Source organism: Streptomyces sp. NRRL F-5123, from assembly GCF_000721495.1.
In the GTDB taxonomy this organism is placed as follows: domain Bacteria; phylum Actinomycetota; class Actinomycetes; order Streptomycetales; family Streptomycetaceae; genus Actinacidiphila.
This window is the reverse complement of the sequence record NZ_JOHY01000041.1, coordinates 21,652-40,886: the sequence shown is the minus strand read 5'-3', so window position 1 is coordinate 40,886 and position 19,235 is coordinate 21,652. Positions and strand designations below refer to the sequence as shown.

The 19,235-nt window shown below is 74.9% G+C and carries 13 protein-coding genes; 7 read left to right on the top strand and 6 right to left on the bottom strand.

The genetic code is table 11. From position 1 onward, the window contains the following. Positions 1–72: 72 nt before the first annotated feature. On the bottom strand, positions 73–1,578 hold the full coding sequence (gene eccB / locus IH54_RS0127120; RefSeq protein WP_031521661.1) for a type VII secretion protein EccB: 1,506 nt from the start codon (positions 1,576–1,578) through the stop codon (positions 73–75). Positions 1,579–1,852: 274 nt separating this feature from the next. On the opposite strand from eccB, the gene eccE reads away from it, so the two are divergent. The 7 genes from eccE to IH54_RS0127085 all read left to right on the top strand — a co-directional run bounded on the left by eccE (position 1,853) and on the right by IH54_RS0127085 (position 11,483). Next, positions 1,853–2,959 carry a type VII secretion protein EccE gene (gene eccE / locus IH54_RS0127115; protein ID WP_031521659.1) on the top strand — a complete coding sequence of 369 codons (1,107 nt, stop codon included), beginning with the start codon at positions 1,853–1,855 and terminating at the stop codon, positions 2,957–2,959. Between the two features lie 209 nt (positions 2,960–3,168). Beyond that, the gene (locus tag IH54_RS0127110; protein WP_159012083.1) at positions 3,169–3,735 is read left to right on the top strand and encodes a hypothetical protein; all 567 of its coding nucleotides are present in this window, start codon (positions 3,169–3,171) and stop codon (positions 3,733–3,735) included. A gap of 364 nt (positions 3,736–4,099) precedes the next feature. Next, the gene (locus tag IH54_RS0127105) at positions 4,100–7,366 is read left to right on the top strand and encodes an SCO5717 family growth-regulating ATPase (protein WP_031521655.1); all 3,267 of its coding nucleotides are present in this window, start codon (positions 4,100–4,102) and stop codon (positions 7,364–7,366) included. Positions 7,367–7,638: 272 nt separating this feature from the next. Continuing rightward, the gene (locus IH54_RS0127100) at positions 7,639–8,568 is read left to right on the top strand and encodes an ATP-binding cassette domain-containing protein (RefSeq protein ID WP_031521653.1); all 930 of its coding nucleotides are present in this window, start codon (positions 7,639–7,641) and stop codon (positions 8,566–8,568) included. Continuing rightward, on the top strand, positions 8,565–9,413 hold the full coding sequence (locus IH54_RS0127095) for an ABC transporter permease (RefSeq protein ID WP_199923471.1): 849 nt from the start codon (positions 8,565–8,567) through the stop codon (positions 9,411–9,413). The genes IH54_RS0127100 and IH54_RS0127095 overlap by 4 nt, the downstream gene beginning before the upstream one ends. Positions 9,414–9,423: 10 nt before the next feature. Continuing rightward, positions 9,424–10,746, top strand: coding sequence for a sensor histidine kinase (locus tag IH54_RS0127090; protein ID WP_324607822.1), 1,323 nt, complete (start codon positions 9,424–9,426; stop codon positions 10,744–10,746). Between the two features lie 71 nt (positions 10,747–10,817). Further along, positions 10,818–11,483 carry a response regulator gene (locus IH54_RS0127085; protein ID WP_031521649.1) on the top strand — a complete coding sequence of 222 codons (666 nt, stop codon included), beginning with the start codon at positions 10,818–10,820 and terminating at the stop codon, positions 11,481–11,483. 18 nt (positions 11,484–11,501) lie between these two features. Here IH54_RS0127085 and IH54_RS0127080 read toward each other — a convergent pair whose 3' ends face one another. The 5 genes from IH54_RS0127080 to IH54_RS0127055 form a co-directional block, all read right to left on the bottom strand. Then, positions 11,502–12,488, bottom strand: coding sequence for a bifunctional riboflavin kinase/FAD synthetase (locus tag IH54_RS0127080; RefSeq protein ID WP_052397919.1), 987 nt, complete (start codon positions 12,486–12,488; stop codon positions 11,502–11,504). Positions 12,489–12,653: 165 nt separating this feature from the next. Then, positions 12,654–16,757, bottom strand: a complete 4,104-nt coding sequence (locus tag IH54_RS40255) for a trypsin-like peptidase domain-containing protein (RefSeq protein WP_052397918.1) — start codon at positions 16,755–16,757, stop codon at positions 12,654–12,656. Positions 16,758–17,336: 579 nt separating this feature from the next. After that, positions 17,337–18,239, bottom strand: a complete 903-nt coding sequence (gene truB, locus IH54_RS0127065; protein WP_031521643.1) for a tRNA pseudouridine(55) synthase TruB — start codon at positions 18,237–18,239, stop codon at positions 17,337–17,339. Then, positions 18,236–18,793 (bottom strand): 30S ribosome-binding factor RbfA, encoded by a 558-nt coding sequence (gene rbfA, locus IH54_RS0127060; RefSeq protein ID WP_031521640.1) that lies wholly within the window; start codon positions 18,791–18,793, stop codon positions 18,236–18,238. Before rbfA ends, truB begins: the two co-directional genes overlap by 4 nt. A gap of 93 nt (positions 18,794–18,886) precedes the next feature. Then, positions 18,887–19,180: a DUF503 domain-containing protein gene (locus tag IH54_RS0127055; RefSeq protein WP_031521638.1), complete on the bottom strand. Its 294-nt coding sequence runs from the start codon at positions 19,178–19,180 to the stop codon at positions 18,887–18,889. Between the last annotated feature and the right edge of the window lie 55 nt (positions 19,181–19,235).

Here is a 19,235-nt window from a genome sequence, read left to right as displayed (position 1 = left end):
GTTCCTCCCCTTCGGCGCTGACAGGCCGCTTGATCAACAGAGGCACCTTAGGCAGGTTCACCTGCGACCAGGTCACGCTCCTTGGGGCCGCGCGGCGCTCGCGGTGTCCAATACCGGGCCTGACGGGAGGAGTTCGGACCACTCGATCGGGATCGGCAGCGGATTGACGTCCGCGTAACCCAGCCGGGCCGCGGCCTGGCCGGTCGGCTGCCGCGCGTCGGCGGCCCTGCCTGCCGCGGCGCTGTCGTCGGTTCGGGGAACGGCGTAGCGCAGGCCCGTATCGGTGACCAGGTAGCACGTGCCGCCGCTGACGTCGCCGCCACTGACTTCCCGGTAGAGCATGCCGCTTCCGGGCGTGACGTAGGCGGAGGCGGTGCCTTCGAGGATCGGCTCGGGATATTCCCGGCCGGCCCACATAGCCAGACGCGGCGCGGACGGCGCGGCATGTCCGCCACGAAGGACGACACACACCACCTCGCGGGGTGAATCTCCCGCCACGGTGTTGACCTGGTGCGGGTCGCCCCGGGGCCAGTCGGCAGGCAGAAAGGCGGGCTGCGGGCCGACCGGCAGGCTGGTCCTGACCGGGTCGGTCTGGGAGTTGGCCTGGAGGAGCAGGAGCGCCGCGAAGCGCGTGACCGGGGCGGCGCCGTGCCGCGTGACGACGTAGTACTCGTCGCCGGCTGCCGAGGTGGCCCGCAGGACGGTGCCGACGGCGGCGTGGCCGGTGGGCACTCCCCCGGTCCGCACGGGGGTTCCGTGGCCCTCGACGACCGGAAAATCGATCGGCGTTCCGGAGGGCAGCGTGGCGAGCCAGGCGTCCGTCACGCTTTGCGGCTGCCGATTCTCGCCGAAGAGGGTACGCACGAGCAGGCTCGCGTCACCCCGGCCTGCGGCCCGCGTGGCCTTGCCCACCTTCCCGAGCGGGAATTTGGTGCCGCCGGAATCGACGAGGTACGGCCTCGTCTGCTCGTCCCGGACGTAGAGCACCTGGTCACCGGTCAGCGCGGACGGGCCGCTCACGGCTGCCGCCTCGTCGCGCCCGAGGACGAAGGCGGCCTGCCGTGCCCGTCCGGTGCCGCCGTCCGGGCGGTCGCAGACTGCCCAAACCTTCGCCTCGGCGGCGTCGGCAGGGGCGGGCAGACGGTCCGGCGCGTAGGGGATGCCCAGCGCGGCGCCGCGCTCGATCCCGCTGTGGTCGAGCACCGATTCCCTGACCTTGATGACGTCGTAGCCGCCGGGGTCGAGGAGCAGCCGCGCCGAGGCCATGTTGAGCACCGGGTGCAGGACGGGCCTACGGGTTCCGGCCTCGTTCAGCACGACGTAGCGCGTGGTGGACTCGTCGGCGACGATGACGTGCTTGCCCGGTGCGTCCCAACCGGTCGGCGCCGAGGGTCTCAGGAGGCCCCAGGCGCCGAATCCCGCGAGCAGTACGCCCCCGAGGACCAGGCCCGGCAGGAGGGCGTGGAGCGGCCGCGGGGCGCCTTCGTCCGTCCCCGTGGCGCCGGGTTGGAGGAAGGCCGCCACCACGCGCCTGCGGGCGAACGAGTAGGCGTTGAGCTGTTCCTTGCGTGAGGCCATGGTTCGGCGCTTCCCCCCGGGGGTGGTGTCCGCTGTGACCGGAGCTGTCGCGCGCGGGCCGCCCTGCGGTCGGGATCCACCCCACTATGCCGGATGTGCCGAATGTCCGAGGTTGCCGCTACCGTGAGGGAAAGTCATGAACCGGCCGGAGAGGGGGCGTTGAGGAATGCGAGCGAGCACGACATCAGGTTGGGGCGGCGAGGCGCCCACCGCGCCTCCCGCGTGTCCGGAACCGCGCGCCGGGCGGGTCGGATTGCCGGGGCTGGGGCGTCTCGTGCTGCTGGAGGTCGCGGCGGCCCTGGTGCTGTTCGGTGCGGTCGCCGGACAGGTCGCGCTGGCCCCCCTCGGTCTGGCGGCGGCGATCCTGGTTGCCGCCGCGACCGTGCGGCGACAGGGCCTGCCGCTGCCGGAGCACTCGGCCGCCGTGCTGGCGATGCGGCGCAGGCAGCGGCGGGCGGCCAGTGCCCCGGCGGGTTTGCTCGGCCCGTTGCTGGCGCCGCTCGCCGAGTGTGATCCGGCGCTGCGTACGTACGACTTAACCGGCCGGGGCGGGCGAAGCGTCGGGATGGTGGGCGACGGCACATTCCTGACGACGGTGCTGGTGGTGCGGGCGGAGGATGAAACCCTGCGCTCCGCCCGGTCGTTGCCGCTGGGCCCGCTCTTCGACGCGCTGGTGGTGGAGGACGTCCGGCTGGCGTCGGTGCAGGTCGTCCAGCACGTCCGCCCGGCGCCCGCGCCGCGCGTGCCCCCTCGGCCGACGTCGTCGGACATCCTCCGGCCTCGCTCCCCGATGCCCTCGTCACGCATCACGTGGGTGGCGCTGAGACTGGACCCGGAGTTGTGCCCAGCGGCGGTTCTGGCCCGTGGCGGCGGGGTGAGAGGCGCCCAGCGGGCGGTGCTGCGGGCGGCGGACCATCTGGCGAGCCGCCTTGTGGGTGCGGGCTTCGACGCCGCGGTGCTGGACCGGGAAGAGCTGATCGCGGCGCTCGCGGCTTCGGCGTGTCTCGGAGCGGCGGACGCCGCCCCCGCGGGCTCGGGGCGGCGCCGGACCGTGGAGCACAGTCGTGCGTGGCATTGCGACGGCCTCCGGCACGCCACGTACGGGCTGGGCAACGCGCCCGCGGCCACGCGGGCGGTCGCCGCTCTCACATCGGCGCCGGCGACGGTGTGCAGCTTCGCGCTGACGCTGGCCCGCGGGCCGGGAGGTGCGCCGGTGGTCGGGGGATATCTGCGGATCACAGCGGACGGCGACCGCGCGCTGGCGACGGCGTGCGGCGAGTTTGAGGCAGCGGCACACCGGGACGAGGTGGAGCTCGCGCGGCTGGACCACGAGCAGTTGCCGGGCCTGCTGGCCACCCTGCCCCTGGGAGGCACCTGTTGACGGACCTACGGCGGGTGGTTCGGGCGGCGTGGAGGGGGCAGGCAGCCGGCGGGGCAGGGGCGGTGGCACCCCCTGAGGCACGGCCGGGCTTCGGCCTGCGCGGTCCACGGCGCACGGCCGTCGTCTCGTCCCGATCCCGGCTGGGGACGCTGTCACTGCCGCTCGGTGACGACGGCGTGGTGGCGGGGAGGGACGAGGCGGGCGATCCCGTGTTGCTCAGCCTGTTCCGGCCCGCGCAACTGGACGCCGTGGTGATCGGCAGCGCGTGGACGGCGCAGGTGCTGGCTCTGCGTGCGATCGGCACAGGGGCGGAGGTGTCCGTCGAGTCGGCGCGCCCGCGGGTGTGGGCGCCCCTTACGGCGGACACCGCAGCCGGAGGGCGATGCGCGGCGGTCCACGGCGCGGGAGAAGTCCCGCAACGGGAGCCGGGGTTGTCGGGCCCTGTCCTTGTCGTCCGGGACTGCGGGGCGCAGCCGCCGAGCAATGGGCCCGCGCGGACGCCGTGGCAGGCGGTGCTGACCCTGCTGCCGTTCCTCGGACCGCACGCGGCGAGGCTGCTGGCGGAGGCGGATCTCGTCGGCGTCCAGCGGGTCTCGCCACAGGAAGCGGAAGTGCTGGCCCGTACGCTGCGGTTGCCTCCCGAGCAGGCGGCGGCGCTGCCCGCGCTCGACGACGGCGCGATGCTGTGGTGCACCGCACGGCACCGGCGTTTCGTGCGGGTGGAGCCGACCGCCGCCGAGGCGGGAATGCTGGGCGAGGCCCGGCGTATCGACTGAGCGATCACTCCCTGCCGGCCGGAACAGGCCGGAGCGCGGAACCGCGCCCCTTGCGGAACGGTCTCCTACGGTGACGGCGAACCGGTCGTCCAGGGGCACGGCAATGTACCGCGGTGTGGGTATATACCGAGCGAAGGGAACAGCCCGGCACAGGGCGCCGGCGAATCCCCGCAGCGTCCACCGCCGGCCGCGGGGCTCGCCTGCCGGAATGAGCGAAGCCGGAACAAGACGGCCTGACAACGGACGTACCCCGGCGATTAGGCTGTCCGTCGAGAGCAGCAGGAAGCGGCGGAGGGCCTCGCCCTGCGGCGTACGGGGCGGGGAGACGCCAGGGGCAACTCCCCGACGCAGACCGGGAGGCACAGTGAACAGCGATCGGGACCGCGCGGGCGGGGCCGCCCCTGTCGACGCACCGGCCGAAGGCGACGTGACGGGCGAATACCGCTTCGATTTCACCCCGCCGGCCTGGTACATGCAGAACGGCAGCGGGAGCGCCGGCACGGAGGAGGAAGAGCCCGAAGAGGCCGAGCCGGTGGCGCCCGCTGCCCCGGCGGCGCCCGAACCGCACGCCGCGACCCCGGAGTCCGGCACGTCCGCGGGGCAAGAGGCCCCGCGAGCACCGGTGTGGGAGCCGCTGCCGCCGCGCGGTCCCCAGGAACCCGCCTCAGGCTCCACCCCGTTGGCGGGCGCAGGCTCCTGGTCGGCCACCGCCGTGCCGCTGCCTCCCATGGTCACCGACCCCGCCGCCGAGCGGCCGGTCTGGTCCGGCATCGCGGTCACGTCGGCCGCTTCTGCCCCCGCGACCGCACCCGTTCCGGCAGAAGCGGAATCCGAGACGGAGCCGGAGACCGAAACGGAAGCAGAGGCAGTGCCCGAGCCGCTCGCACCGCAGGAGGAGGCAGAGCCGCAGGAGCCGGAAGGCCGCGCGACCGTGCGGTTCTCCGCCGCGGCCCTGCGGCAGGAGATCGAGGAGCGTGCCGGAGTGCGGATCGAGGACGTGGGGCAGGCAGGTCCTCTCGGACCGCCGCCTCCGATGGCAGAGCCGGAGGACGCGATGCCCGAACCACTCGTACCCGCCCCCGCCCCTGAGCCCGAGGACGCACGGGTGGAGGCGCCCGCGCCGCCCCCCGCCGCAGCCGAGCCGGAGGACGCTCGGCCGGCCGAGCACGTGCCCGTCTGGACTCCGCTGCCCCAGCCTCCCGTGACGGATCCCGCGCCCTGGGCCCCGCCCGGTCCGCAGAGCGCGATGCCGCCGCTGCCGCCGCACTTCGAGCGGGCGGAGCCGCAGCAGCCGACGCCGGAGTCCTCGCAGGCCTTCCCGGAGCCCGCCGCTCCGCCGGTGGCGCAGAGCGCTCCGCCGCAAGGGCCCGCCGCCGCATACCCCCCGCCGCAGGGGCCGGCAGCCGCATATCCCCCGCCGCAGGGACCCGCCGCCGGCTCCCCGCCGCCGCAGGGGCCGGCCGTCCATCCCGCACCGGGACCCGCGGCTCCCGTCCCGTACCCGGGTCCGGCCTACCCCGCGCCCGTGCAGCAGGCCCCGGCACAGCCCGAGCCGCAGAGCGGATACGGCTTCCCGCAGCCCGCGCAGAACCTGCCCGCGCCTCCCGCTGCACCCGTTCCCCAGCCCGAGCCCGCCCCGGCCCCCGCGCCTGCCCCGGCCGAGCCGGCTCCGCAGAGTGGCTACGGCTTCCCGCAGCAGGCCGCACAACTGCCCTCTCCTGCTCAGCCCAACCCCCAGGGCGGCTACGGATTCCCGCCCGCCCCACAGGTCCAGGGCGTGGTGCCGACCGGGCTTCCGCAGCAGCCCGCACCCGTGGACGGTCGGGGAACCGTACCGCCGCAGGGCGGTTACGGCTTCCCTCCGGCCCAGCACCCGGGCCAGCCGCAGGGCATGGCGGCGGAGCCGGAGGCAGCGGGGCCGCTACCTCCGCTGCCGGCCCAGGGGGGCTACGGATTCCCGCAGCAGCCTCCTGCCCAGCACCTGCCGGCTCCGTACGCCGCGCCGCAGGGTCCCGCGGCGGTTCCGGGGCAGATGCCCGGGCAGATCCCGGCGCAAGGACCGGTGCCGCCACAGGGCCAGATGCCCGGTCAGGTTCCGCCGCCGGGTCCCGTACCCGCTCCTGGGCCGGATCCGAGGCTGCAGGACGACCCGGCGGCGCAGGCTCACGCACTCGCGCAGTCCCAGGCGCAGCCACCGGCTCCCGCTCCCGCCGGTCCCGTCGACCCGCGGTCCGGCGGCTGGCCGACTGTGACGCCGGATCAGCGGCAGCGCACCGCGCAGGGTGGTGCTCCGCTGGGCTACACCGCGGCCGTCGAGCTTTCCTCGGACCGCCTGTTGCGCAACCAGCCCAAGCCGCGGAAGCCCGGAGCCAACGCGCAGCCGAGCCGTTTCAAGATCGGCGGCAAGAAGGAGGAAGCGGAACGGCAGCGCAAGCTGGAGCTGATCCGCACCCCGGTGCTGTCGTGCTACCGGATCGCGGTGATCAGTCTCAAGGGCGGCGTCGGGAAGACGACGACCACGACCGCGCTCGGGGCGACGCTCGCCAGCGAGCGGCAGGACAAGATCCTCGCGATCGACGCGAACCCGGACGCCGGCACGCTCGGCCGCCGCGTGCGCCGGGAGACCGGAGCGACGATCCGCGACCTGGTGCAGGCGATCCCGTACCTCAACAGCTACATGGACATCCGACGGTTCACCTCGCAGGCGCCGTCCGGTCTGGAGATCATCGCCAACGACGTGGACCCGGCCGTGTCGACGGCCTTCAGCGACGAGGACTACCGGCGGGCGATCGACGTGCTGGGCCGGCAGTATCCGGTGATCCTCACCGACTCGGGCACCGGTCTGCTCTACAGCGCGATGCGCGGGGTGCTCGATCTGGCCGACCAGCTGATCATCGTGTCGACGCCGTCCGTCGACGGTGCGTCCAGCGCCAGCACGACGCTGGACTGGCTGTCGGCGCACGGCTACGCGGACCTGGTGGCGCGCAGCATCACGGTGATCTCCGGAGTGCGCGAGACCGGAAAGATGATCAAGGTCGAGGATATCGTCGCGCATTTCCGGACCCGCTGCCGCGGTGTGCAGGTGGTGCCGTTCGACGAGCACCTGGCGGCCGGCGCCGAGGTGGACCTGGACATGATGCGCCCCAAGACGCGGGAGGCCTACTTCCAGCTCTCGGCGATGGTCGCCGAGGACTTCTCGCGGGCTCAGCAGGCGCAGGGGCTGTGGACGGGTCACGGCCAGAGCCAGCCACCGCAGCTGGCGCCACCGATGCCCGGGCAGTACGGGGCGGCGCCCTACGCCGGAGCGCCCGCCGGTTACCCGGTGCCGGGCCAGCCGGGACAAGCGGGCCAGCCCGCACACCCGGGGCAGCCCGTCCCGCCCGCGCAGACGCAGCAGCCGTACGGCCAGCCCCCGATGCCGCCCGGCCAGTTCCCGCCGGCGCAGTACGGGGCTCCGCCGCAGGCTCCGCAGGCGTACCCGCCGGCCGGCCCGGCAGGCCAGCCACCCGCTGCGCCGTTCCAGCCGCAGGCGCCGCAGCCGCAGGCGCCCCAACCGCAGCAGGGCTGGCCTCCGCCGCAGCCCGGAGCCGAGCAGGGGTACGGCTACCCACCGCCTCCGCCGCAGCAGTAGCGGCCGCGGGCCGCCCCACCCGATCGGGCCGGGCGGCTCCGCGCCGGGGTCACACGGTCATCGGGCCGCCGTCGTGGGTCTCCACGGCGGCGGCCCTTGGCGTGTACGGGTGGCCGGGGTCCGGATACCTCAGCGGTCGTACACGGGGTCCCCCCGGGGATGCAGTGGCAGACGGGAAGAATCCGCCCGTGGTCCGTCGCGGACAGGGTCGGCGAGAAAGGACGATAGGGACATCCTGATCGCCCACACCGCGCACCTCACGAGGACCAGCCATGATCGAGGCCCACGCACTGACCAAACGCTACGGTGAGCGCACCGCCGTGTCCGACCTCAGTTTCACCGTCCGCCCGGGCGCCGTGACCGGCTTCCTCGGGCCGAACGGAGCGGGCAAATCGACCACGATGCGCATGATCCTCGGGCTTGACGCCCCGAGTTCGGGGTGGGCGACGGTCAACGGCAAGCGGTACGGCGAGCACCGCGCACCGCTGCACGAGGTCGGGGCGATGCTGGAGGCGCGCGCGATCCACACCGGCCGCAGCGCGTACAACCATCTGCTGGCGCTGGCGGCGACCACCGGGATCCCCCGCCGCAGGGTGGACGAAGTGGTCGACACCGTCGGTCTACGTGAGGTCGCGCGCAAGCGGGCGGGCGGATTCTCCCTGGGCATGGGCCAGCGGCTCGGCATCGCGAGCGCCCTGCTGGGCGATCCGGCGACGCTGGTGCTGGACGAGCCGGTGAACGGCCTGGATCCCGAGGGAATCCTGTGGATCCGCAACCTGCTCAAGGGCCTGGCCGCGGAGGGCCGGACGGTCCTGCTGTCATCGCATCTGATGTCGGAGATGGCGCTGACGGCGGAGCATCTGATCGTCATCGGCCGAGGCCGGCTGATGGCCGACATGTCGGTGGCGGAGTTCGTCACGGCAGCGGGCGGCACGGTGCGGGTGCGGACTGACGAGGCGGCGCGGTTGCGGACCCTGCTCGCGGGGCCGGACGTGTCGGTGAGTTCCACCGAGGGCGACGTCCTGGACGTCACCGGTCTGAGCAGCGACCGGATCGGCCGCATAGCGGCGGATGCCGGGATCGCTCTGGCCGAACTGACACCTCGGCAGGCGTCGTTGGAGGACGCGTTCATGGAGATGACACGGGAAGCGGTCGAATACCAGGCCGTCCCCGCACGCGAGCGGGAAGGACAGCCAGCATGACTGTGACAACGGGCACGGCCGTGGCGGGCGGCTTCCCGCCCCCTGCCTCGACGGCCGGCGGACGTGGCGAGGTGACCCAGCTTCGGGTGCTGCACTCGGAGTGGATCAAGATGCGCAGTCTTCGGTCCACGTTCTTCACGCTGATAGCCGCCGTGGTGGCGCTCGTCGGCCTGGGAGCGTTGTTCGCGGCGTTCACCGCGGCCCACTGGGATCACATGAGCGCACGGGAGCGGGCGAGCTTCGAGCCCGGCCTCACCAGCCTGCGCGGGTATTTCCTGGCGCAGCTCGCGGTGGGTGTGCTGGGTGTCCTGGTGATCAGCGGCGAATACGCGACGGGGATGATCCGGGCGTCGCTCACAGCAGTGCCCCGCCGGCTGCCCGTCCTGTGGGCGAAAGCCGCGCTCTACGTGACGATCGTCTGGGCGCTGATGACGGCGGGCGCGTTCGCCGCCTTCCTGGTCGGCCAGGCCCTGCTGTCCTCCCAGCACGTGGAAACGTCCCTGGGCGCCCCCGGCGAGCTGCGCCAGGTGATGGGCGTCGGCTCGTATCTGACGGTCGTGGGACTGCTCGGCGTGGCGATAGGTGCGCTCATCAGGAACACGGCGGGAGGGATAGCCACCGTGTTCGGGCTGCTACTGGTGGTGCCGGTTCTCGCGGAGGCGCTACCCACGTCGTGGGGAAACCACATCAACCAGTGGTTGCCGAGCAACGCGGGCCAGTCCGTCCTCACCCTGCACCAGGAGGCGCATACGCTGGCGCCGTGGACGGGATTCGCGGTGTTCTGCCTGTATGCGGTGGCGGCGCTCGCAGCTGCCGCGGTGCTGCTCCGACAGCGCGACGTATGAGGGCGGCGCCATGACAGTCGCACCGCCCGCCTCCAGCGGTACCGCCCCATGGAAGGCGGAGGAGCCGGGCGGCGGGTCTTTCCGGGCCGTGGGCCGGCAGCGGTGGCAGCGCGAGGGCGCCGTGGGGCAGGCGATGTCGTGGGCGGAGCGGGTGGCCCGGGAGGGCTACGCGTGGGTCGGGTCGTGGCTGCGGTTGTCGCCCGCGGCGGTGGACGCGGTGCTGGCGACGGGGCTGTTCATGGCCACGGTGGCGGCACTGCGCGGGCCCATCGGCCACGAGCCGGCGCTGCTCGTGCCGTTGCACGCTGCGCTGGTGCTGCCGCTGGTGTGGCGACGACGGGCGCCGATGACGGTGTTCTGCTGCATCGCGGGGGCAGCCTTCGCCCAGTGGGCGTGCGATGTGCGGATCCCGACCGACGTCACGCTGCTGCTGGCGCTTTACGCGGTGGCCGCCTACAGCACTCGGCGCCGTACGCTGCTGGCCTTCGGCATGCTGGAGTTCGGCGTCCTGCTGGCCACGCTGCGGTGGTCGGTGCACGACCGGGGCGCAGGGACGTTCGTGTCGCTGTCGGCGATGGCGACCGCGGCGATGGTGCTCGGGCTGAACATGCGCAGCCGGCGGGACAGGCTGGCGGCGCTGGAGGACCGGGCGGTGCGGTTGGAGCGGGAGCGGGACCAGCAGGCTCAGCTGGCGGTGGCCGGGGAGCGGGCCAGGATCGCTCGGGAGATGCACGACATCGTGACGCACAACCTGTCGGTCATGGTGGCGCTCGCGGACGGTGCGGCCTTCGCGCAGCGGCAGTCGCCGGAGCGGGCGGCGGGCGCGATGCGGCAGGTGTCGGCAACCGGACGGCAGGCCATCACGGACATGCGGCGCTTTCTCGGGGTGCTGCGGGCTGACGAGCCGGACGCGCTGCGGCACCCGATGCCGGGCATCGGCCGGCTCCCGGCGCTGGTCGAGCAGGTGCGGGCGGCGGGGCTGCCCACCCGGTTGAGCGTGACGGGTGATCCGGCGCCGGTTCCGGCGGCGGCGCAACTGACGGTCTACCGGCTGGTGCAGGAGGCCCTGACCAATACGCTCAAGCACGCGCCGGCGAAGGCCCGGGCCGATGTACGGATCGGCTGTGCGCCGGAGGAGGTGACGGTGACGGTGACCGATGACGGCGCCGGTGCCGGACCTGTGCCCGACCCGGGGCGGCCCGCGGGACATGGGCTGCACGGGATGCGGGAACGCGCCGCGGTGTACGGCGGGCGTCTGACGGCCGGGCCGCTGCCCGGCGGTGGCTGGCAGGTGGCGGCCGTTCTCACTCTGACGACTCCGGAGGAGTTGTGACCGCAGAATCAGCGCCGCCGGCCGTGGGGCACGCGGGCGTTTCCAACACGATCCGGAGGGCGGACCCGGCGATCCGGGTACTGCTGGTCGACGACGAGCCATTGCTGCGGATGGCCTTCACGATGGTACTCGACGCGCAGGACGACATGGCGGCGGTAGGCGAGGCCGGCGACGGGGCGCAGGCGGTGCGAATGGCGCAGCAGCTGCGTCCGGACGTGGTGCTGATGGACGTCCGGATGCCCGGTACCGACGGTATCGAGGCGACGGCGCGGATCGTCGAGAGCTGCCCGGAGTCGAGGGTGCTGATCCTGACGACCTTCGACCTGGACGAGTACGCGTTCGCGGGGCTGCGCGCCGGGGCGTCCGGGTTCCTGCTGAAGAACGCGCTGCCCGAGGAGCTGCTGACTGCGATCCGCTCGGTGGCCGCGGGTGACGCAGTGGTGGCGCCGCGCATCACCCGGCGGCTGCTGGAGCACTTCGCCCACCAGCTGCCCGCGCCGGGCGGGGCGGAGGGACAGGAGAGTGCCGAGCGGTTGGCGCGGCTCACCGCCCGGGAGCGCGAGGTGCTGGTAGAGGTCGGCCGGGGCCTGTCCAACACCGAGATCGCGGCCTCGCTGCATCTGGCGGAGGCTACGGTGAAGACGCACTTCAGCCGGATCCTGGTCAAGTTGGAGCTGCGGGACCGGGTGCAGGCGGTGGTCTTCGCCTACGAGTCACGGCTGGTCCACCCGGCCTGAGCCGGCCGCCGGATGCGGTCAGGCGGGGAGCGGGCCCTCCGCGGCGGGGTCCTTGGCCTGTTCGGCGGCGGTGACGAGGTCGCGGGCCCGCTTCACGTCGTCGGCCATCCGCTCCAGCAGCGCCTCGATCGTGTCGAACTTCTCCATGCCTCGCAGGTAGGTGAGGAAGTCGACGGCGACGTGCAGGCCGTAGAGGTCCAGGTCCACGCGGTCGATGGCGTAGGCCTCGACGGTCCGGGCGGTGCCGTCGAAGGTGGGGTTGGTGCCGACCGAGATCGCGGCGGGCATGGCTTCGTCGCCGACCCGCAGCCAGCCCGCGTAGACGCCGTCGGCGGGGATGGCGGTGTGCGGCAGCGTCTCGACGTTGGCCGTCGGGTAGCCGAGGTCGCGGCCGCGCTGCGCGCCCCGGACGACGACGCCCTCGACGCGGTGCGGGCGACCCAGCACCTCGGCGGCGCCCTCGACGTCGCCTGCGCCGATCAGCCGCCGGGTCAGGGAGGAGGAGAAGGGTTCGCCGCCGCCCGCCTCGCCGCGCACGTACAGGTCGACGACCTCCAGCTCGTAGTCGTACTTCAGGCCGAGCGCGGAGAGGAACTCCACGTCGCCGGCCGCCTTGTGGCCGAAGCGGAAGTTGGGGCCCTCCACGACATGGCGGGCGTGCAGGCCGTCCACCAGGACGGTGCGGATGAAGTCGCTCGGCGACAGCTGGGAGAACTCGCTGGTGAAGGGGAGGATCAGCAGGGCGTCCACACCGAGGGCGGCGACCAGCTCGGCGCGGTGGTGGTGGGCGGAGAGCAGCGGCGGGTGGCTGCCCGGCCGGACGACCTCGCTCGGGTGCGGGTCGAAGGTCACGACCACCGACGGAATCCCCAGCTCGTGCGCCCGCTGCACCGCGCGGCCCATGATCAGCTGATGGCCGCGGTGGACTCCGTCGTAGGAACCGATGGTGACGACGCAGCGCCCCCAGTCACCGGGAACGTCATCCAATCCCCGCCAGCGCTGCACCTTGACGCTCCGCTTCCTCGCTGAATCACTGAGTCTCATTTTTCTGCAAGGCCAAGACTGCCATGCCGGTGGCCGCAGGCGCGCGTCCCCCCTGGGCGGGGGCTCGCGATTCCGCACACATCCGCCGCGCGGGGCGGCCCTACGCGGCGCGTGCTGCCCGGCGGGTCACGGGGTGCGGGCGAGGCGGCGGCGGGCGCTGGGGCCGAGGAGCGGGTCCCAGATGGCCGTGTCGGTGAGCCAGGTCAGCAGGAGCCGCGCGAAATCGGGGGTGGTGAGGGCCAGTTCGACGACGCGGCGGTCAAAGCGCGCGGCCCCTTCCGGAGTGCGGCCGAGCAGCAGGGCGACCCGGCGGACCAGATCGTGGGTGAGGGGCGGGGGCCGGCGGCCCGCACCGCCGACCGCCGCGGTCAGGAGCGCGTCGAGCACGTCGGGGTCGCGCTCGGTCTCCAGCGCGACGTCCAGCAGCTCCTGCCGCAGCGGGCGGGACAGATGGCTTCCCGGTGCGGCCAGGACAGCGACGAGGGCGCCGCGTACGGGGGCGGAGTGCTCGCGCAGCAGCGCTGTGGTGAGTGGCAGAACGACGGATCGGACGCCGGGGCCCTGTTCGAGCCGCACGTCCAGGAAGCGGGCGGCCCCCGCCGCGCCGGCCGGGCGGTAGCGCAGGTGGTCCTGGACCATCGCGGCCGTCCGGCGCGCGAGCGCCGGCTCGGTCACGGCGGCCAGCTCCGCCAGGAGGTCCGCCTCGTCGCGGTCGGGCAGCGCGGACCGCAACCGGGTCCGGAAGGCGGCGAGCACCGGCTCGGGGTGGGTTGGCAGGGCCGCGGCGAGGGCAGCGGCTGGCAGCCGGGGGTCGGCGGCAGCGAAGCGGTCGAGCGCGGCGGGCAGGTGGCGGCCGCGGGTGGCCGGGTCCCGGACGAGCATGCCGAGTGCCGCGCCGTGCAGCGAGGCGTCGCCGGGGCGGGACAGGATGGCGAGGGCGGCGTAGCGGAGCAGCTCCTGGTCGGCGCCGGAGCGGACGGCGAGCGCCGTACGCGGCCCGTACGCGGCGGCCGCGGCGTGGCGCACGGGGCGCGGGTCGTGCGCCCAGCGGTCCACGGCCCTGCACACCGCCGACGGCTCGTCCTCGGCGAGGGCGGCGAGCAGTTCGTCGGCGCAGGGGTGAGCGGCGGCGACAAGGGCCTCGGTCAGGTCGTCCACGGCGAGCCCGCGGTGGGTGTGCAGCAGGGCCTGCGCCGCGGAGGCCACGGTCAGCCGGGGCCCCGGCATGCCCGGCGGCGCCTGGAGCGGGCGGTCGTCGTCGAACCAGCCGCACACGACGGGCAGTACCGCGGCGGGCGTCGCGCACAGCAGGTCGGCGACGGCGGTCAGGAAGCGGTCGGTACGGTCCGTGCCGCCGGCGGCACTTCCGGTCCGGCCGCCGGACGGGCTGCCCGGCGGCCCGTCGGCGGGGAGCAGCAGACGCAGCAGGTCGAGGCGCTCGGCGAGCGGCAGCCGGACCCGGCGCCAGAACCACGGCCCGAAGTCGCCGAGGCCGCCCATGCCTTCCGGGGTGAAGCCGCCGCGCTCGACCGCCCGCACCGCGACGCGCGCGGCCAGGTCGCGCAGCACGTCGAGGCAGACCTCGGCGTCGGGCAGCCGCAGCAGCACCTCGCGCAGCAGATGCGCCGCCCACCACAGGGCGTCGCCCTGCCGCTCGGCCGGTCCCGGCACGGCGACCCGTCCCGCGGGTACCACCTCCTCCGGCCACCCGCCGGGCTCGCCGCCCTGCCGCCACGCTGCGGGCGGCGCGGCGTGCGGATCGGCGCCGGGATGTCCCCGGCCCGCGGGCCGCCATGCCGCCGTACCGGGCCCGGCGAGGGTCACGCCCTCGCCGCTCGGGTCGTCCGTGCCGCCCGGCGCGGACACGGCAGGGTCGCCGTGCGGCAGCCCCCACGCCCGTCCTGCCGGGCGGCCTCCCGGCCCCGGCGAGCCCCAGCCGGGCCAGGGCGGTGGCTCCTGCGTCCGGCCGCCACGGTGTGCACGCCGTGCGGGGCGGGCCGGCGGGCCGCCCTCGATGCCCCGGGCCAGCCATGCGGGCACGCCGTGCGGGGCGGCGGGAGCCTCGGGGCGCACGGGGCGGGGCGCGCGGGGGTGGGGGACGGTGTCCGCGTCGAGGTCGAGTCCGGGGACGGGCGCAGCCGGCATCGCGGGCTTGCGCGGCGTGCAGCGGGTGGGTGGCGGGGTTCGCCGGTCCAGTGCCTGGAGCAGGCCCGCCAGATGCCGGCCCAGCGCGTCCGGCGGCGCCGCGAGCAGCGCCTGCACCACCGGGCCCGCACGGTGCCGCGGCACCGGCAGGGAGCGGGGCGCCGACGGCGGCGCGACGGGCGGGGCGGGCGGCACCGGCGGCGGTTGCCCGGCACGGGCCGCGGGGCGGGACGGCAGCCGGACGGGCGCCTCGGCAGGGGCCGCGGCCGGCAGCGCGAACCAGCGGTGCACCAGGGCGTGCAAGGCCGCGTCGAGGTCCAGGTGCAGGGCCTGCAGCCAGTCGGCGGCCTCCTCGTGGGCGAAGCGGTAGCCCGCGCCCGCGGGCACGAGCAGGCCCTCGGTCAGTACGGCCGAGGCCCAGCCCGTACGCCACGGGAAGAGCTCCTCGAAGGCCTCCCGGTCCAGCTCGCCCTGCCCGGGGCCGAGGCAGCGCCTGGCCGCCTCGTGGACCTGTCCGGCGACCCGCGCGGCCAGCCGCCGCACCCCGCCGCCCCGTACCGGTGGCTCGGCGGCGGCCGCGAGCCGTACCGCGATGCGCAGGCACACCAGGTCGAGGTGCGCGGCGAAGACCTCCGCCCGGGAGGGGCTGCCGCCCGCGTCCTCCGGCAGGGCCGCCCGCACCTCGGACAGCAGGCGCAGCGTCAGCGGGTGCACGGCGTCCGCCTCGTCCAGGGCGCCCTCGGGGACGCCGTAGCGCACGCGGGCGGCCGCGGCCTGCGCGCCGTCCAGGTCGCCGAGCCGCAGGCAGGGGGGCAGCACGGGGGCGCCCGGCTCGTTCGGCACGCCCGCCGGCCGGTACAGCAGCGCGGGCGGGAGCAGCCGGCCGGCACTGTCCCAGAACTCCGGGCGGCAGGCGACGACCAGCCGGGCGTTCCCCGCGCGCAGCCAGCCCGCGGTGCCCGCCGCCCAGTCGGCCAGCGCGTGCGCCAGCACCGGCGGCATCTCCTCCGGCGCGTCCAGCAGGATCAGCAGCGGGCGGCCCGCGGCCCGGGCCAGTCCGGCGACGGCGTCGGGCGACGCGTACGCCGGCTCGCCGGACGCCGCGGCGCCGACGATACGGGCGGCGGTGCGCAGCGAGCGCTCGACCGCGTCCCGCACCCCGCCGTCCGCGGGCCGCAGTTCGGCGCCGCGCAGCCACACGGTCGGCGCGGGCAGCGGGCCGCGGGCCCGCCGGGCGGCGAGCCGGGCCAGCTCGGTGCTGCGGCCGCTGCCCGGCTCGCCGACCAGTCCCAGCACCAGCGGGGCGTCGTCGCCCGGTGCGAGGAAATCCTGGAGCGCTCCGGCCACGTCGGGCCGCGCGACGGGCTCGCGCCACTCCCCCGGGCCGGTTGCCGTGCCGACCGAGGTCGCGGTGAGCTGCAGGGCGCCCGCGAGATTGAGGTGCGGTCCGTAGCCGGGCACGGTCACGGCGTTGCGGTCCAGCAGACCGGCGAGGGCGGGCGGGGCGCACGCGGGGCGCAGCCGCAGCGCGAAACCCGCGGCCCGGTGACCGGTGTGCAGCGCCGTCGCGACGACGCCGAGCACCGCGCCGGTCGCCGCGTCGATCACCGGCGCGCCCGAGGCCTGCGGTGCGACCCGGCTCATGTCGGCGCCGTTCAGGGCGAGTTCGTAGACGTCCTCGATCAGGTGGAAGCGGTCGGTCGCGGTATAGGTCACCGCGGCCGTGCCGATGACCGCGCCGTCCGTGCGGTGCGGCAGCCGTACCCGTATCCGCCCATCGGGGTGGGCCGGGCCGCCCGTCGCGATCGGGAGCGGCGGCACACCCAGGCCCTCGGTGGCCACCAGTGCGAGGCCCTGCTCGGGCAGCGGGGTGATCGCGGCGGACTCCGCCAGGCAGAGCCGGCCGCCCGGAGCGTGCAGGACGAGGCGGGCGAGGCCGTCGACGGCCTCGTGGCTGGTCACCATCGTGCCGACGCCGTCGGCGAGGAAGCCGGTGCCGCGGGGGCGGCCCGCGAGGTCGCACACCCGGATCAGCGCGGCGTCCGGTCCGCCGCCTTTCGCAGCTGCCGCTGCTGCCGCCGTCATTCGGGCGTCGCCTCCCCCGTACCGCCGTGCCCAGTTCGTCCCGCTTCGACGGTACGGGGCGCGGTGTCGCAGGGCGACGGTCGCAGGGGGTAACGCCACCTGTGCGCCGCGGTTTCGCACCGCGCGCTCCGCCATTCGGGGGGCTGCCGCCTTCCCGCTCCGCCGCTGGGGCCCCGGAGTGCCTGGCGCGGCCTTACCGCGGCCGTCTGCCGGTGGGGGTTGCGCGCGCGGAATTCCCCGCGCCCCTGCAAAACGCTCGGCCCGCGCCGATGAGCGCTGCCCCTGCCGGAGCCGGCCCCGGAGCCGCGGGCTGCCACGACTCGCCGTCGCGGAACCTTCGCCACGAGGATGGTTGCGCGCGTAGTTCCCCCGCGCCCTTTCGCGTCGGGGTGCCGCTTGCAGCGGTGTCGCGCCTTTCCGCGGGCGGGGGCTTGTCTCACGGTTCCCCGCGCCCTTGCCGGGCGCTGCCCCCGGCGGAGGGCGTGATCCGTCAGGGACGCGGGGAACGGCGCGCGCAACCCCACCGGCGCAAGGGCGCGGCAACATCCGCAAGTGGCGCCCCGGGGCGAGCCCCCGCCGTCAGGAGGGGAAGCCCGCGAGGATGCGGGCCTGGCCGTCGTGAGGTTCGACGAGGGCCAGCAGGCGGCCGTCGGGGGCGAACGCGGCGGTCGGGCCGGGGGGGAGCTCGGGGACGGCGATGCGGACCCCGTGGGAGAGGAGCTGCGCCTGTGCGGGATCGACGTCCCAACGGGGGAAGGCGGCGGCCGCGGCGTCCTCCAGGGGGAGGACGGCGAAGGAGTCGGCCAGCTCGTCGAGGGTGCGCGCACCGCTCAGGTCGTAGGGGCCGACCCGCGTGCGGCGCAGTGCCGTGAGGTGGCCGCCGACGCCGAGGCCCGCTCCCAGGTCACGGGCCAGCGCGCGGATGTACGTACCCGACGAGCAGACGACCGTGACGTCCAGGTCGAGGACACCCTCGTCCGGCGCGCCGGGCCGCACGTCCTGGACGGTGAAGGAGTGCACGGTCACCGGCCGCGCCGCGAGCTCGAACTCCTCGCCCTCCCGCACCCGGGTGTAGGACCGCACGCCGTTGACCTTGATCGCGCTGACCTTCGACGGGACCTGCTGGATCGGCCCGGTGAGCGCGGCGATTCCCGCGTCGACGGCTTCACGGGTGACCGCCGCGACGGCTGCGGGCGGCGCGGATGCGGTGACCTCGCCCTCCGCGTCGTCGGTGACGGTGGCCTGGCCGAGCCGGATGGTGGCGGCGTACTCCTTCTCGGTCAGCGCGAGGTGGCCGAGCAGCCGGGTGGCCTTCTCCACGCCGACGACGAGCACGCCAGTGGCCATGGGGTCGAGTGTGCCGGCGTGGCCGACCCGGCGGGTGCCTGCGAAGCGGCGCAGCCGGGAGACCACGCCGTGCGAGGTGAGCCCGCCCGGCTTGTCGACGACGACGAGCCCGGACGGGGCGGGGGGACGCGTCATGCCTGCGACGTACCGCCCTCGGAACCGGCGGAGCCCTCAGCGTCCTCAGCACCCTGGGCACCCTCGGCACCCTCGGCACCCGCAGAACCCTCGGCGCCGTCCGACTCCTCCGGCTCGTCGTCGTCGAGATCCGCGTCCGCGGGTTTGCGGTACGGGTCCGCGTCTCCGGCGTACTGCGCGTCCGTGGCGGTCTTGCGGACCTCCGCGTCGGCCGCCCGCGCCTTCGCGAGCAGGTCGTCGATGGTGCGCGCGTTGTCCGGCAGGGCGTCGGCCACGAAGGCGAGGGTGGGCGTGAAGCGCACCCCGGTCTGCCGCCCGACCTCGGACCGCAGCACGCCCTTGGCGCTCTCCAGGGCCGCGGCGGAGGCGGCCCGCTCCTCGTCGTCGCCGTAGACCGTGTAGAAGACCGTCGCCTCCCGCAGGTCGCCGGTGACCCGGGTGTCGGTGATCGTCACGTAGCCCAGCCGCGGGTCCTTGATCCGCCGCTGCAGGGTCTCGGCGACCACGACCCGGATGCGGTCGGCCAGCTTGCGCGCCCGCGCGGTGTCGGTCATCGTCTTCTTCTCTCTCTGTCCTGGTTCGTCGTGCTCGGCGGCGGGGAGCCGCCGCCCGGCGGTCACCCGGCCGGCCGGCGTGCTCCCGGCCGCTCAGTCGTCGTCGCCGTGGATCCGCTGCCGTGCCGACAGCAGGTCCACCTCGGGACGGTCGAACATCCAGCGCTCGCACCGGTCGAGTACGTCCTTGACGTGCCCGAGGTCGCCGGACACCACCGCGAGTCCTATCTCTGCCCTGCGGTAGAGGTCCTGCTCCCCGGTCTCGGCCACGCTCACACCGAACCTCCGGTGCAGCTCGGCGACGATCGGACGGACCACCGACCGCTTCTCCTTCAGGGACCGTACGTCACCCAGGAGCAGGTCGAAACGCAATGTGCCTGCATACATGGATACGACGGTACAGGCGACGGCCGGGGCCCATCGACGGGATTTCTCCCGCCGA

Coding starts and splice junctions, on each gene's coding strand:
- eccB (WP_031521661.1), bottom strand. CDS start 1,578: ATGGCCTCACGCAAGGAACAGCTCAACGCCTACTCGTTCGCCCGCAGG.
- IH54_RS0127100 (WP_031521653.1), top strand. CDS start 7,639: ATGATCGAGGCCCACGCACTGACCAAACGCTACGGTGAGCGCACCGCC.
- IH54_RS0127095 (WP_199923471.1), top strand. CDS start 8,565: ATGACTGTGACAACGGGCACGGCCGTGGCGGGCGGCTTCCCGCCCCCT.
- IH54_RS0127090 (WP_324607822.1), top strand. CDS start 9,424: ATGACAGTCGCACCGCCCGCCTCCAGCGGTACCGCCCCATGGAAGGCG.
- IH54_RS40255 (WP_052397918.1), bottom strand. CDS start 16,757: ATGACGGCGGCAGCAGCGGCAGCTGCGAAAGGCGGCGGACCGGACGCC.
- truB (WP_031521643.1), bottom strand. CDS start 18,239: ATGACGCGTCCCCCCGCCCCGTCCGGGCTCGTCGTCGTCGACAAGCCG.
- rbfA (WP_031521640.1), bottom strand. CDS start 18,793: ATGACCGACACCGCGCGGGCGCGCAAGCTGGCCGACCGCATCCGGGTC.
- IH54_RS0127055 (WP_031521638.1), bottom strand. CDS start 19,180: ATGTATGCAGGCACATTGCGTTTCGACCTGCTCCTGGGTGACGTACGG.